Here is a 14,268-nt window from a genome sequence, read left to right as displayed (position 1 = left end):
TCCCAAAATATTCTTGGGCGAATATGATTCGCCCCTACACGTCTTTTTATTTTTTGGTCTTAGTTCAAAAAGTATGCTACAAAGAAAACCGTTCATGGTGAGCTTGGGAAACCTAACGGTTTTCTTTGTAGCATACTTTTTGAACCAGAGCCAGATTTTTAAATCCACAAAAATCAAACAGCATTAAGGCAGTCAAGGTGTAAATCAGTATGTCAATAATGATAAGGGCAAATATTTGTGGGTCTCTTAGGTCAATAAATTTTGATAAAATTATCAATGCAATAATATTGACAATCACACATATCAAAAATACCAACGCCCAAACCGCCTTTTGTGCCTTTACCATGATAAGTATCAGATAGGATAACATCATGCCAAAGAACAACCCAAACACCACACCGCCTATCATAAGACCAACATATAGCCCAAGCCACACCAACAGCACTGAGCCAACGACGGTTGATGCCAATGCACCGACATTGTTATTGGGCGTGGTGTTGTCAAGTGTGGTGTTGTCAAGTGGAGTAGTGTCAGGCGTAGTGTTGTTAGGATTTTGCAACTTGTCCAATCCTCTGCCCCATTACCACCGTCTTACCATTTACAAACTCATCGCCCCATGCGGTATGTGCCGATTTGGGTAGCACGATAATGGCGGTAGAACCTAGATAAAACCGCCCGAGCTCATCGCCTTTTTTGAACGTGATGTCATGCTTGCGGTGCTGAATGTAGGGCGTGCGTTTGATTGCCCCTGTCGCCACAGACTCAATCCCCGCCACAATCATCGCCCCAACCAGCACCACGCACGCACGCCCAAAAGCGGTATCAAATTCGCACACCAACCGCTCGTTACGGGCGAACAGGTCAGGCACGTTCTCGGCGGTGGTGTTATTGACCGAAAACAGCGTACCGGGGACGTAACGTGTGGCAAGCAGCGTACCGTCAAAGGGCATATGCACACGGTGGTAGTTGGTGGGGGCAAGATAAATCGTGGCAAATGAACCGTCCACAAACGCTTTACCCAGCTCAAAATCCGCCAAAAGTTGCCCCACGTCATAATCTCGCCCCTTGGCTTGGAGAAGTTGCCCGTTTGTGATTGCTCCGATTTGGCTGATTTTACCGTCAGCGGGGCAGGCAATGCCGTCTGCCGTCTCGTCAATCGGACGCATTCCACTCTTTAATTCACGGGTAAAAAAGTCGTTGAAACTGTCATAGTCATCCAAATTGCCACGCTCATATTCTGCCAAATCAATGTTATAGACTTTGGCAAAAGTATGAACAAAGGCTTTTTTGATGTACGGATTTTGGCTTTTGGCAAGGTAGCCTGCCACTTCTGATAGGGTTTGCTGTGGGGCTAAGTTTTGGGCTAGGGTAAATAGGTTCATGATTTTTCCAAAATAAAAACGGGTTTGGGCTATTTTAACCGATATTTGCTATAATAACCGTTTTATTTTGCTAAATTTTATGTCAAACACTCAACCGATCCCATGACTGCCAAAAAACGCCTATTTCATGCCGTGCTGTTTGAGATTGGGGCGATTGGGCTGACGGTGGCTGTTTTTGCCCTGTTTGGCGACAACCATAGCCATGCCCACGCTACAGGCTTGGCGGTGGTAGTCTCGGTGCTGGCGGTGGTGTGAAACATGGTGTTTAATTTTTTGTTTGACAAAGTGGTAACGGGCGAACGCCTTTACCGCTCGCTTGGCACTCGCCTTGTTCATGTGGGCTTGTTTGAAGGTGGGCTGTTTTTGGCAGCCGTGCCGATGATTGCCTACGCCCTAGATGTCTTGCTGTGGATGGCGTTTGTTATGGATATTGGCGTGGTGGCGGTGATTGGGGTATATACGCTACTTTTTAATTGGGGCTATGATTGGGTGCGGTATAAGATACGGGCAGAGTAATTTTTAAAATGGTTAAAATTTGGCATCTTTCCATTAAAATAATTTTTGCAATAATATGGGCGTGTAGGGGCAATCTATTCGCCCAAAAATCATAATTTGCACTAGAATAAATTTTAGCAAAAAAAAATAAATCACCCCAACACCCCATTTAAACCCAACCCAAAGGAAAAACCCATGAAAGCCCTAATCCAACGAGTCCAATCCGCCCATGTCAGTGTGGACGGTCAAATCATCGGACAAATCCAATCAGGCGTGCTTGCCTATATCGGCATTGGCAAAGATGATGATTTTGATAAAGCGTGCAGACTGGTGGATAAAATCATCGCCTACCGCATTTTTGAAGATGGCAACGGCAAAATGGGCAAATCAGTGTCCGATGTGGGCGGTGGCTTGCTACTGGTGTCGCAATTTACCCTAATGGCAAAAACCGACAAGGGTCGCCGTCCCGACTTCGCCCCTGCCATGCCCCCAGATGACGCAAGGGCATTGTTTGATAAGTTGGTAAATTATGCCAAACAAGTCTATCCCGAGGTTGCCACAGGCGAATTTGGGGCGAATATGGCAGTCGTGGCGGTCAATGACGGCCCGATTAATTTTTTGCTTGACGTGTGATTTTTATAATTTACCATTAAAATTGTTATGATAAAATGGGCGTGTCAGATCAAAGAGCATTCGCCCAACATCAAGGTTTTTTAAAAGGGCAAATGTGATTTGCCCTACAAACCCCTTTAAAACATCATCAGCCCCTTATTTTGCTCGCCCCACATCGCCCATCAGGTTATCAGGCAACGGCAAAATCTCCCCAATCTCTACTACATGCTCAGGCGAGCCGATGACGAGTGCGTCAAAGCCGTCATCATGCACCACGCCATTGACGATTTGCACTTTGCCGACCTTGTCGCCGTCTTGGACAGGCTTAGGCAGTCGCACACGGTGTAAGTAGGCTTTTGGACTTGCCTTAAAGTAGAGCCGTGCGATAATCTCCTGTCCTAGATAGCACCCCTTATCATAATCCACGCCCCCACGCTGGTGCAGGCGTAACTCTTGGGGTTGGAACAGCCCCGCTGTGGCTTGGGTTATCCACACATTGCCCGTCTCAATGCTCGCTTTCGCCCACGTCCCAAAGTCGGTAAGGCTGTCATCATTATCAAAAGTCGGCACGCCATTTGCCACGATAGGATAAATGGGCGTGGGGGCGGACTGGCTAAATTTAGAAAATGCCCCGTATTTTTTGATATGGGCGGTAAGATTATCCATGCAGTCCGCCGACGTGATGAGTACAAAGGTCTCATCATCGGTGCGAGATACCCACAACCCAAAGGCAACACGCCCTTTTAGGTCGCTAATGGCACAGGGCAAAAAATCATGGGTGAGTTTATCAACATTGACAGTTAATTGACCTTGTAAAAATTTGGCGGTATCTTTGCCGTTTAGGGTGATTTGTGAAAATTGGCTCATGGTACTCTCGGTTGTTATTTATCATTTGTCATTTTCATTTCAATAAGGAGGCTTGGCTTTATTTTCAAGCCAAAATGTATCAAAAATGATATAATGCTTTTATTTTAGGTAAAAATTTATGACTTATCCTGCCTGCCCCAAATGCGATGAAACCTACACCTATGCCGATGGCGACCTGCTCATCTGCCCCATGTGTACCCACGAGTGGTCAGCCGATGGCGATACGGACGACACGCCCGTCATCAAGGATGCGGTGGGTAATGTGTTAAATGATGGCGACAGCGTAACGGTCATCAAGGACTTGAAGGTCAAAGGCTCGTCCACACCTATCAAGGTCGGCACCAAAGTCAAATCCATTCGCCTGATTCATGATGCCCCTGATGACCATGACATTGATTGCAAGATTGACGGCTTTGGGGCAATGAAACTAAAATCCAGCGTGGTTAAAAAGGCGTAATGAAAGGATAAAAAGGGCGAGAATATGCCCTTTTTTGATGGTTAAAAAACCGCCAATTTCTTGACGGTTTTTATCGGTTTATTCCCACTCAATCGTGGCAGGCGGTTTGCTACTGACATCATAGACAACACGAGAGACATCGGCAATCTCATTCATGATACGCGTTGAGATTTTATCCACAAGCTCATAGGGCAAATGGGCAAAACGAGCGGTCATAAAGTCCACCGTCTCCACCGCACGCAGAGAAATCACCCACGCATAACGGCGTGCGTCCCCCACCACGCCCACCGATTTGACAGGGCAAAACACAGCAAAGGCTTGGGCGGTCTTGTCATACCAGCCAGACGCACGAAGTTCTTGCATAAAAATATCGTCCGCCACTCGCAAAATGTCAGCATATTCTTTTTTAATCTCGCCCAAAATCCGCACGCCAAGACCCGGGCCGGGGAAAGGGTGTCTGTAAATCATCTCATGGGGCAAGCCAAGCGTTGTGCCAAGTTTACGCACTTCATCTTTGAACAAATCACGCAGTGGCTCAACGAGTTCAAAGTGCAAATCATCAGGCAGACCACCGACATTGTGGTGCGATTTGATGACGTGAGCCTTGCCGTTTTTGGTTTTGGCAGACTCGATGACATCAGGGTAAATCGTGCCTTGCGCCAAAAACTTCACGCCGTCCAATTTGCGAGCTTCTTCGGAGAATACTTCAATAAACTCTCGTCCGATGATTTTGCGTTTAACCTCTGGGTCAGTCGCTCCAGCGAGTGCGTCCAAAAAGCGATTCTCAGCGTCTGCCCGAATCACCCGAATGCCCATGTTATCGGCAAACATTTTCATGACTTGGTCGCCTTCGTTTAGGCGAAGTAGCCCATTATCCACAAACACGCAGGTTAATTGGTCGCCAATGGCTTTGTGAAGTAGTGCCGCCACCACCGAGCTGTCCACACCGCCTGATAAGCCAAGTAACACCTGCTCATCGCCAATTTGCTCTTTTAACTGTGCCACACGCATTTCAATGATGTTCTGGGGGTTCCACAGATTGCCACAACCACAAATACCATGCACGAAGTTGCTAATCACTTCCACGCCTTTGGCGGTGTGGGTTACTTCTGGATGAAACTGCACGCCATAGAGCTGACGGCTTTCATCGCTGGCGGACGCAAAGGCACAGCTTGGCGTGCTTGATGTTGCGGTAAAGCCGTCTGGCAGGCTTGCCACTTTGTCGCCATGGCTCATCCACACTTGGATTTGGGCGTTATCGTCTTTTAAGCCGTTTAGTAGTTTGTCGTCCACCGCTACGTCAATTTGGGCGTAGCCAAACTCCTTGACCGCCCCTGCCACCACCGAACCACCAAGCTGGGCGGACATGGTTTGAAAGCCGTAACAAATACCAAGCACAGGCACGCCAAGTTCAAAGACGATTTGGGGCGCTCGTGGCGAGCCTGCTTCGTACACGCTTTCAGGCCCGCCTGATAGGATAATGCCTTTGGGGTTAAAGGCCTTGATGTCGTCATCGCTCATGTCAAAGGGGTGCATCTCAGAGTACACACCTGCTTCACGCACACGGCGAGCGATGAGCTGGCTGTATTGCGAGCCAAAATCTAGGATTAGGATACGGTCGGAAGTGATGTTGGTCATGGATATTCCTACAGGTCAAATGATAAAGGTACTATTATACCAAAACTAAACCGACAAAATCGCCACTTCTTTGACATAACTTTCAAAATCCGCCACGCTCTCCGCGAAAAGTTCATCATCGCCCAAGTGCTTGGCGTATTCTATCCACAAAAGTAGCTGATAAATACTGTTGTATTCTGCCTTTTTAAATTGCCTTACAAACTGCTTTATTGTACCCTCATTGCTTAGGGTTAAACGGTTAAACCACGTCTCAATCTTGGTGCATTGTTCGGGTGTAAACACAATCTCAAACAACGCCCCCGTCAAAACATGGCGGTCTTCTTCAATGATGAGCTTACCCACCCGTTTGATTTGGCGGTTTTTGGCGGCGTGACTGTCAATCTCGGTCAAATGCTTTAATTCGTCCAAAAAATACTCACTCACTGGCAAATTGCCAAGTTGTTTTTTGGAGAGTGTGGCAAGCGGTTCGGACAATTCTTGTAAACGTTCGTGGGCTTTTTTGATTTCGGTGCGAGACACTCTCATGTCTTGTTTTGACCAGTCGATATTCATAGATTTCTCTTTTTAAATTTAATATTAAAATATGTTTTGTAAAAAGTTGGGATAAATCACTATTTTTTAATAACAGGGCGAATAAATTTCCCCTACATTTGCAAATTTTAAAATATTTTTATCTAAAATATACAAATTTTTAATATAAATTAATTCAATTTATTCGTCAATTCATACGTTATTTTTAACATTACCAATACCGTTTTTCACGGTGTTTGACAATAATAGGCATATTATCAGGCAACTGATTTTTTAATAACTCGCCCACCTTTTGGGTAATATATACAGAGCGGTGTTTACCCCCTGTACAGCCAATGGCGACCATTACTGAATAACGGTTATTATTTAAAAAATTAGGGAGCCATTTTATCAAAAACTTGCCAATATCGTCCGCCATAGTATCCACTTCTGGATAATTGGCAAAAAAGTCTTTTACGTCATCATCAAGCCCTGTTTGCGGACGCAAGTTTTCTTGCCAATGCGGATTGGGCAATATCCGCACATCAAAAACAAAATCAGCGTCAATGGGCGTGCCATGTTTAAACCCAAAGGACAACACATTGACCGACACCACATTATCCACACCGATATGTTGGCGGACTTTTTCTTTGAGTTCGTGAATATTGAGCGTGCTGGTGTCAATCTTAATATCGGCATTGGTTGCAATCGGCTTTAACAGTTCAATCTCTTGGGCTAGGGCGTTGGGCAAGTTATTGGCGATTGGCATGAGTGGGTGAACTCGCCGTGTCGCCCCAAAACGTGCCACCAGTACGCTCTCTTGGGCGGTAACGTATAGGATTTTAACCGCTTCATGGTACTTGTCGGTCAAGCTCTGATATACGCTTTCAAAGGCGGATAGGTCGGCTTTTGGCGTTCTGACATCAATGCCCAACGCCACTTTTTTGACATCATTGCCAATCAAATCATCCACCGCCTGCCCCACAAGCGACAAGGGCAGATTGTCAATGACATAAAAACCAAAATCTTCTAAAATATTTAGAACAGACGTTTTGCCAGAGCCTGACCGTCCTGATACGATGATGATTTGGGTGTTTGACATTTATTTTCCTTACCCCACTCTCAACTTAAAATCATCTCAAACCTTAAGGGTGGATTGCCAAGTTGTTTGTTGATTTGTACACAAAGACTGTGAGCTAAGAGTTTTCTAATAAAACGGTTGGACAGATGCCACAAGTCTCTTGCCTTGGTGGTTTGAACATTAAATCTTTGTGATAATTGAGAGATGACGGTTTCAATGGTTTTTCTTGTTCGTTTAAGATAAGACACAAAACCTTGACCTCTATCCTCTTTCATATTATCCCTAAGAGGTGTTTGTAGATCAACCCCCAACTTAGCAAGTTCCTCTTGTAATGCTTTGGATAAATAACCCTTATCCCCAAAGACCAAACTGGCTTGCCCTCCTTGCAAGGACTGTGTCAACTCAAACACTACCTGTCTGTCATCTGTATTGGCAGGTGTTAATGTGTAAGCAATCACTTGACCGTCTTGGTTTGTGAGTAAATGGGCTTTAAACCCAAAGTAGTGTTCGCTCTTACTGGCACAATAACCAAAGCTCCCAACCCCCTTAAAAGATTTGTGTCTTTTTGCTCTTTGATAGACACAGACAGGCAAAGGAAAGCTGTCAATCAAATAAGGCTTAGTGGGACGGCTGTCTTGATTGTCAAGAATACACAAAGAGCCAAGTACCTTCATCATTTTGTCTTTAACCCAAACCAAGTTGGCACAGTGTTTGGCAAAGTTTGGGTATGAGCCTAATTTGGGGAAATAGTGTTGATAGCAGTTTTTAAAGTAAGCCCAAATCTCCTTGTCAGTGTCAAAACCTAAACTTTCACCCACAAGCTCCATGGTGATGATTTCTGTGTCAGACAAGGCAGGCAAAAAGCCTTTGCTTCTTAGAGGTTTGGTTACAATATTTTGATACAAAGCCTCTACCAAAAGATAGACAACAATGATAAAATCATCATACGACATAGCCTACTCCTCGACTGTTTTGTGGTGAAACATTGGATTGGGCTATGTTGTTTTTATTTCAAGCACCCTGCTTGTTGTGGTGTGTTAGTTGAGAGTGGGGTTTTCCTTATAACAATTTAAACAGATTTCTTAAAAACTCCGCATTTAAAGAAAACCGTTCGTGGTGAGCTTGTCGAACCATGAAAAGGTTTTCTTTCACCCTTCGACTTAGCTCAGGGCGAACGGAAAACCAGTTTTACAGGAAATCCGATAAATCAATTTCTATATTATCCAAAAGCCGTGCCTTACCAACATATACCGCTGTTAATACCACCAATCTTTTATCGGTATCTTTAACAGGCTCTAATTTATCATTATAAAGCTCCAAATAATCCACGTTTAATCCCATGTTGGTTAATTCATCGTAGTATTTTTGGATAATGGTTGGATAATTATTTATATCCGATTTTATCACATCGGCTTTAATTTTTTGCAAGGTTTTTTGGATAATTGGGGCGGTAGTTAATTCATCATCATTTAAATAATCATTTCGTGATGACAATGCCAAACCGTCTTTATTACGGACAATCTCGCCACCGATGATTTTTATGCCAAAATTTAGCTCGTCATTGAGCCTACGGATAATCGCTAATTGCTGGTAATCTTTTTTGCCAAACACCGCCACATCAGGGCGGACAATGTTAAACAATTTGCCGACCACCAAGCCCACGCCGTCAAAATGCGTGGGGCGAGATTTGCCACATAGCATCTTGCTAATCTCGCCAGAGAGCACCTGCACATGGGGCGGATAAGTCGGATACATCTCATCAATGCTCGGGGCGAATACCATGTCCGCTTGTACACTTTGCAATTTTTCGCAATCAGCGTCCAGCGTGCGGGGATAGCTGTCAAAATCTTCGTCTGCCCCAAACTGCGTGGGATTGACAAAAATACTCACCACGACAATATCGGCATGGGCTTTGGCGATATTGACAAGCGATAAATGCCCGTCATGCAAATTCCCCATGGTCGGCACAAAACCAATGGTTTTGCCGTCTTTGCGGCGCTTGTTTAGGGCGGTTTGTAAGTCGTTGATATGATGAAAGATTTTCATTATTTATCCGTCATTAGTGAAAAGTATGCTCAACACTAGGGAAAGTTTTGTTTTTGACCGCTTGATGAAAATAAACAAACGCCCCCAAAATATCGCCTGTCTCGTTGCCGTCATCTTTTAAAAAGTCTTTGACAAATTTGGCTACCTTTTGGGTATAAACGCCAAGCATGTCATGCATAACCAACACTTGCCCGTCCGTGTCCACGCCCGCCCCAATGCCGATGACAGGCACGGCAAACCGCTCGGTAACGGCTTTGGCAAGTTTGGCAGGCACGCATTCTAGCACAATCATGCTCGCCCCTGCGTTTACCAAAACTTCACAGTTTCTTAATAATTTGTCGGCTTGTGTGTCCGTTTTGCCCTGCACCTTATAACCGCCAAGCACATTGACCGATTGGGGCGTTAATCCCAAATGCACGCACACAGGCACGCCATTATCCGTCAAGACCTTGACCGTGTCGGCAAGCTCGCTACCACCTTCAATCTTAACCATGTTCGCCCCTGCTTGCATGACCGCACGGCTACTTGCAATCGCATCAGGCAACGTAGCATAGCTCATAAAGGGTAAGTCGGTCATAATCAAGGCGTGGCGGTTGGCACGGACAACATTGGCGGTGTGATACACCATGTCGGCAACGGTAACAGGCAGCGTGGACGCCTGCCCCTGCACCACCATACCAAGACTGTCACCCACCAAAATCACGTCAATGCCCGCCTGTGCCATAAGATAAGCAAAACTGGCATCATAGCAGGTCAGGCAAGAGAATTTTTCGCCTTGCTTTTTGTATTTGGCAAGCGTGGATAGGGTTATGGGGGCGGCGTGGGTTAGGTAGGTCATTCATCTTCCTAATTCATTGTGTAAAAACAGTTTGATAAACAACATTTTTGCCAATCATGGTACTATGTTTATTGGCTCTGGTTCAAAAAGTATGCTACAAAGAAAACTGTTCGTGGTGAGCTTGGGAAACCTAACGGTTTTCCTACCCGCAGGCAGGCTCAGGGCGAACGGAAAACCTAGTTCAGCATACTTTTTGGACTACTATCTGTTTATTTAGTTTGAATTATTTGCCAATTTGGTTAATCCATCCATCTCATGAGCCAACGCCAAATCACAGATAGCCTGCCCATTTATCATCAATTTATCATTTAACTCCAAAAGTGGCACCAGCACAAAATTTCGCTCAAAAATCCCACTGTGTGGCACGGTCAATCTGTCATTATGGATAACTTCATCGCCATAGAGCAAAATATCCACATCAAGCGACCGCTCGCCCCACCGCCGTAACCGCACACGCCCTGCCCCCTGCTCTAAGTCTTGACAAAAATCAAGTAGACTCATGGCATCAAGACCTGTCTTGGCGGACAACACCGCATTGACAAAATCAGGCTGGTCGGTAACGCCAAACGGCTTGGATACATATAAAGACGACAGCACCACATCACAAAACCGCTCATCAGCATCAAGCGTATCACGCACCGCCAAAATGTGGCTGGTCGGGTCGCCAAGCTCGTTGGCGATATTGCCACCTAGTCCCAGATAGATTTGTACCTTATCAGTCATCGTGTTTGGCTCGTGGCTTGGCATTGGATTTTTTGCGTTTTTTGGGTTTTGGCGTGTCCGTATCTTGGGCGGTTTCTTGTGGCTCTGCTTTTTGTCTTGTCCGCTGTCGTCCTGTTGTTTGGCGTTTACTCGCCTGCGTTTTGGGCTTGGCAGAGCTTGGCACAGATGGTCGTAAGTCACTCTCGGTCAGCCCCTGCTCACGCTCTTTGATAGAGAGTGTTGATGACGGCTGACGTTTGCGATAACGCACCGATGGAATATAAGGCTCGTCATTGTCCAGCAGTTTGGCAAAATCACTCTCGCTGTACGTGCGACGCTCAAAGGTCGGCACATCCACCTGCCGTGCTCTTGGTGTGGGGCGAGTACTCTTGGGTGTGTTGGCATTATCCACCACCAGTAGCGGTTGTGGCACATCATCCGCCTTGTCATCATCACGCCCTGAGAGCTGTTGTAGTTGTAGAAGTTCGGCATCTTTGTCAATATCAATGCCTGTATCTACCCCACGTCGTCTGCGAGTGCGAGTCACACCACCCCCCAATGCACTTAGCATTTGGCTTTGACTGGTCGCATCGACCGCCAAATAACGTTGCCACCACACCCCCATGCCATTGGTCGGCTCAGACAGCGGACTGTCATCATGACTCTCACGCATGATAAGAAAATCAAGCCCCGCCCGAAATTTACCCTGCGAGCTTAGCCTGTCCACGTCTTTGGGTTTGGGGCTGACGAGCTTGGGTTGCATGAACCAAATATCACTGATAAAATCTTCGGCAAATTTAGGAATGGCGGTCTTGATACGCTGAGCATCAAACACCTTGCGAGACGCTTTTATTTGGGCTTCGTGAAAGGGCAGACCTTTTTTCTTAAACTTTGCCAAAGCATGCAAATAATTCTCCCACAACAGCACCGCATAAAAAAACGCAGGGTTGGCGGTTTTGCCTGACGCAATCCGCTCATCGGTGTTTTTGGCAACTTGCAGGGCAAGGCGAGTGGGCTTGGGCTGAGCGTAGGTCATCAAACTGCTCATCGCCCCGTATTGATACAGCAGGGGTAACAGCGGAGCCAGATAACCGCCCGTGAACATCTTTTGGGTCTCATCATAAAGCCGATGAGCCGAGACCTGCTCCAAAAGCGTCCAGCTTGTGTCATTAAACTGTTTGGCTAGGACTTTGTCAAATTCAAAGCCCAGTTTTGCCTTAAACCGCAAGGCACGAAGCAAGCGAACAGGGTCTTCTTCCACACGCACTTTGGCATCACCAAGCAGGCGTAATGTGCCGTTTTTGATGTCATCAACCGCCCCACAAAAATCGAGCACTTCACCCTTAATCGGCTGATAATACAAGGCGTTAATGGAAAAATCACGACGGGCAAAATCCTGCTCTATCGTCCCCCACACATTATCACGGGTAATCATGCCGTCATCGGTGGTGTGCGTGTCGTCCTTAGGCGGAGCCCGAAAGGTCGCCACTTCAATAAGTTCACGCCCCGAATAGACGTGAGCGAGCTGAAACCGCTTGCCAATGATGCGGCAACACCCGCCAAAAATCGCCTTAATCTCATGGGGGCGAGCGTTGGTTACGGCATCAAAATCCTTAGGAGTAAGCCCCAAAAGACTATCACGCACGCCACCGCCCACGATATAGGCGTCAAAACCTGCCTTGTTAAGCGTGCTAATGACTTCCACGATACTGTGCGGTAAAGTGCGTTTGTCAAGCCCCAATTTCTGTGCCGACAGCACGGTCGCTGATGATTTGGGGGTTTTGTGTTTGGTTGGTTTTTTTTGCATAAGGTGTTTAGACTGCTTTTTTGATGTTTGGTCAATGGCGTGCTTTGCCATTGGTTTGTCTGTTTGGCGGTGTTTGGGCTGTTTAGACCGCTTGACTTTTTTTGGTTTTCTTGGTTTTTTTGGAGCTAGCATGGGACTGCCCGAGTTTTGCATCCGCTTTTATCTTTGCCATGACTTGTGTCACTCATTTTTTACTGGGGCGTGTTAAATTTTGATAACATTTATTTGAATTTATGAAAATTTACACTTTTAAATTGTTTTTACATGAAAATGGCTATCCCACCACTTGCATTTAAAAGATTAAAAGATAGGTAAAATCTTGCATATTTACCTAATTACACCCAACCAACTTGATATTTACCACAGGTTTGTAGGGGTGTACTGAACACACTCTTTGATGGTATTACTGTACAAGGCATGCTCAGCATGCCCCTACATCTACAAATCATTATGTTTGTAATAATTTTAAAGTTTATTGGTTATAAGCGGTCGGATTGTTTTTCATAATAAAAACTTGCTTGATAGAATGACCATCAAACACCCTTTAACAACCACCCATCATAAGCTTCATTGTACCTTGTTTTTGCCAAAAAAGCTAATGCACCGTGAGTCTGTGACGGTTTTTTTCTAAGGTTTTGACCCCAATGCCCTTAACCTTTGTCAAATCGTCCACACGCTCAAATCGCCCAAATCCCTCACGATAATCCACAATCGCCTGAGCGGTCTTTGCCCCCACGCCATTTAAGGTTGCAAGCTCGCCTGCTGTGGCGGTGTTGATGTTGATGCGTTCACTCACGGCTTGGGCGTGAGCCTGTTGTGCCAGCAGGGCTTGGTGGGCAAGTTTTGGGTCGCCATAGCATTGGTTGGCGGATGCTGAGGAGATGGTCAGCACCATCATTAAAAACCACAATCTCACCACCAACATCATTAGTGTTTAGCCTCAAAGTATTGTTTCGCCCCCAAATAGGCAGCCGCTAAGCCTGGCGCACACCAATCTTTATAGTAGCATTTCACCCATTCATGTAGCTCCTCAATATTCTTCCATGTAATAATTTCAGGAGAAACATCTTCATACTCCCAATTTAATATTCCATTTAAATCTCCATCAATATAAAGAGGCAGAATAATTTCAGGTCTATAATTCAAAGCATCAATAACCATAAATGCACCACCATTATCTTTAGAATTACGTAGTTCTAGCATGGCATCTAAACTTGGTCGTTTATATTTTTTATGACCAAACCCCTGCCAAATATTCTCCCAATTATCAATGATAGTTTCTGCAGCACAATCAATCACGTTAAAATCCACTCCAATCTCTGAAGGGCAACCATCATCCATGAAACAGTCTAAATAATAACGAAAAGCGGTGGAATCACGTATTAACTTGTCGCTTAATAATGTCTCCTCTAAAAGCTCTTTGGTTGCAATCGATTTAAAATGAGAGAATTCTAAAGCTTTATTTTTACTCTCACCCCAGTACTCTAGCATTCCTGCAGGGCAAACGTGCTTTTTTCCCGCTCCTGTTGCTTTTTGTTGCGATCCTTTGGCACATAATAACTGCAAACCTCCGCATTCTAGTATTTTAAATGTTGGCAAAGAAAATCCTAGACCGGCATTATATTGAGAAAAATCTCCAGTCATAACTTGATTCATTCTGTTTGCCCATGTTTTTACAACTCTCAAAAGTTGTTGATTCTCTTTATCTTGTTGTTGCGACTTTTGATAGTAGGATTTCAGACGTGAGCTGAGATAATCAGCAGAATCCAAAATATCAAAATAACGGCAGTTGGCAAGCTTTAATTCTCCTGTTTGTTGATTTTTCTCCAAAAG

At 45.3% G+C, this 14,268-nt stretch carries 17 protein-coding genes; 4 read left to right on the top strand and 13 right to left on the bottom strand.

The window, feature by feature from the left end; all coding sequences use genetic code 11:
- Positions 1–112: 112 nt before the first annotated feature.
- Complete coding sequence (locus LP107_RS00420; protein ID WP_264676045.1) at positions 113–559, bottom strand: hypothetical protein; 447 nt, start codon at positions 557–559, stop codon at positions 113–115.
- Positions 546–1,382 carry an archaetidylserine decarboxylase gene (gene asd, locus LP107_RS00415; protein ID WP_264676046.1) on the bottom strand — a complete coding sequence of 279 codons (837 nt, stop codon included), beginning with the start codon at positions 1,380–1,382 and terminating at the stop codon, positions 546–548. Before asd ends, LP107_RS00420 begins: the two co-directional genes overlap by 14 nt.
- 102 nt (positions 1,383–1,484) lie before the next feature.
- Here asd and LP107_RS00410 point away from each other — a divergent pair, with 102 nt between their 5' ends.
- The 3 genes from LP107_RS00410 (at position 1,485) to dtd (ending at position 2,510) form a co-directional block, all read left to right on the top strand.
- Complete coding sequence (locus LP107_RS00410; RefSeq protein WP_112741684.1) at positions 1,485–1,637, top strand: chlorhexidine efflux transporter; 153 nt, start codon at positions 1,485–1,487, stop codon at positions 1,635–1,637.
- 3 nt (positions 1,638–1,640) lie between these two features.
- On the top strand, positions 1,641–1,898 hold the full coding sequence (locus LP107_RS00405) for a chlorhexidine efflux transporter (protein ID WP_112741683.1): 258 nt from the start codon (positions 1,641–1,643) through the stop codon (positions 1,896–1,898).
- 174 nt (positions 1,899–2,072) lie between these two features.
- A complete protein-coding gene (gene dtd, locus LP107_RS00400; protein ID WP_078274735.1) occupies positions 2,073–2,510 on the top strand; it encodes a D-aminoacyl-tRNA deacylase in 438 nt (145 codons plus the stop codon).
- Positions 2,511–2,645: 135 nt separating this feature from the next.
- Here dtd and ygfZ read toward each other — a convergent pair whose 3' ends face one another.
- Positions 2,646–3,356, bottom strand: coding sequence for a CAF17-like 4Fe-4S cluster assembly/insertion protein YgfZ (gene ygfZ / locus LP107_RS00395; protein ID WP_112741682.1), 711 nt, complete (start codon positions 3,354–3,356; stop codon positions 2,646–2,648).
- Between the two features lie 118 nt (positions 3,357–3,474).
- Here ygfZ and LP107_RS00390 point away from each other — a divergent pair, with 118 nt between their 5' ends.
- The gene (locus tag LP107_RS00390; RefSeq protein ID WP_078274737.1) at positions 3,475–3,813 is read left to right on the top strand and encodes a zinc ribbon domain-containing protein YjdM; all 339 of its coding nucleotides are present in this window, start codon (positions 3,475–3,477) and stop codon (positions 3,811–3,813) included.
- 78 nt (positions 3,814–3,891) lie between these two features.
- Here the strand turns inward: LP107_RS00390 and guaA are convergent, their stop codons facing one another.
- From guaA to LP107_RS00340, 10 genes are all read right to left on the bottom strand, one after another.
- Positions 3,892–5,451, bottom strand: a complete 1,560-nt coding sequence (gene guaA, locus LP107_RS00385; protein WP_078274738.1) for a glutamine-hydrolyzing GMP synthase — start codon at positions 5,449–5,451, stop codon at positions 3,892–3,894.
- A gap of 45 nt (positions 5,452–5,496) precedes the next feature.
- Positions 5,497–6,003 carry a ribosome biogenesis factor YjgA gene (gene yjgA / locus LP107_RS00380; protein ID WP_264676047.1) on the bottom strand — a complete coding sequence of 169 codons (507 nt, stop codon included), beginning with the start codon at positions 6,001–6,003 and terminating at the stop codon, positions 5,497–5,499.
- 190 nt (positions 6,004–6,193) lie between these two features.
- A complete protein-coding gene (gene rapZ / locus LP107_RS00375; protein ID WP_112741680.1) occupies positions 6,194–7,063 on the bottom strand; it encodes an RNase adapter RapZ in 870 nt (289 codons plus the stop codon).
- A gap of 20 nt (positions 7,064–7,083) precedes the next feature.
- The gene (locus tag LP107_RS00370) at positions 7,084–7,995 is read right to left on the bottom strand and encodes an IS982 family transposase (protein WP_078275357.1); all 912 of its coding nucleotides are present in this window, start codon (positions 7,993–7,995) and stop codon (positions 7,084–7,086) included.
- A 235-nt stretch (positions 7,996–8,230) separates the two neighbouring features.
- Positions 8,231–9,088: a pantoate--beta-alanine ligase gene (panC, locus tag LP107_RS00365; protein WP_112741679.1), complete on the bottom strand. Its 858-nt coding sequence runs from the start codon at positions 9,086–9,088 to the stop codon at positions 8,231–8,233.
- 13 nt (positions 9,089–9,101) lie between these two features.
- Complete coding sequence (gene panB / locus LP107_RS00360) at positions 9,102–9,926, bottom strand: 3-methyl-2-oxobutanoate hydroxymethyltransferase (protein ID WP_264676048.1); 825 nt, start codon at positions 9,924–9,926, stop codon at positions 9,102–9,104.
- Between the two features lie 213 nt (positions 9,927–10,139).
- Complete coding sequence (gene folK, locus LP107_RS00355; RefSeq protein ID WP_112741677.1) at positions 10,140–10,673, bottom strand: 2-amino-4-hydroxy-6-hydroxymethyldihydropteridine diphosphokinase; 534 nt, start codon at positions 10,671–10,673, stop codon at positions 10,140–10,142.
- Positions 10,642–12,435 (bottom strand): polynucleotide adenylyltransferase PcnB, encoded by a 1,794-nt coding sequence (gene pcnB, locus LP107_RS00350; protein WP_078274756.1) that lies wholly within the window; start codon positions 12,433–12,435, stop codon positions 10,642–10,644. Before pcnB ends, folK begins: the two co-directional genes overlap by 32 nt.
- 595 nt (positions 12,436–13,030) lie before the next feature.
- Positions 13,031–13,345 (bottom strand): ComEA family DNA-binding protein, encoded by a 315-nt coding sequence (locus LP107_RS00345; protein ID WP_228157737.1) that lies wholly within the window; start codon positions 13,343–13,345, stop codon positions 13,031–13,033.
- A gap of 17 nt (positions 13,346–13,362) precedes the next feature.
- Positions 13,363–14,265: a hypothetical protein gene (locus LP107_RS00340; RefSeq protein WP_078274745.1), complete on the bottom strand. Its 903-nt coding sequence runs from the start codon at positions 14,263–14,265 to the stop codon at positions 13,363–13,365.
- Between the last annotated feature and the right edge of the window lie 3 nt (positions 14,266–14,268).

This window comes from Moraxella bovis (genome assembly GCF_025985205.1).
GTDB lineage: Bacteria > Pseudomonadota > Gammaproteobacteria > Pseudomonadales > Moraxellaceae > Moraxella > Moraxella bovis.
Note: the sequence above shows the minus strand (reverse complement) of the source record. Positions and strands in the feature narration are given on the sequence as shown.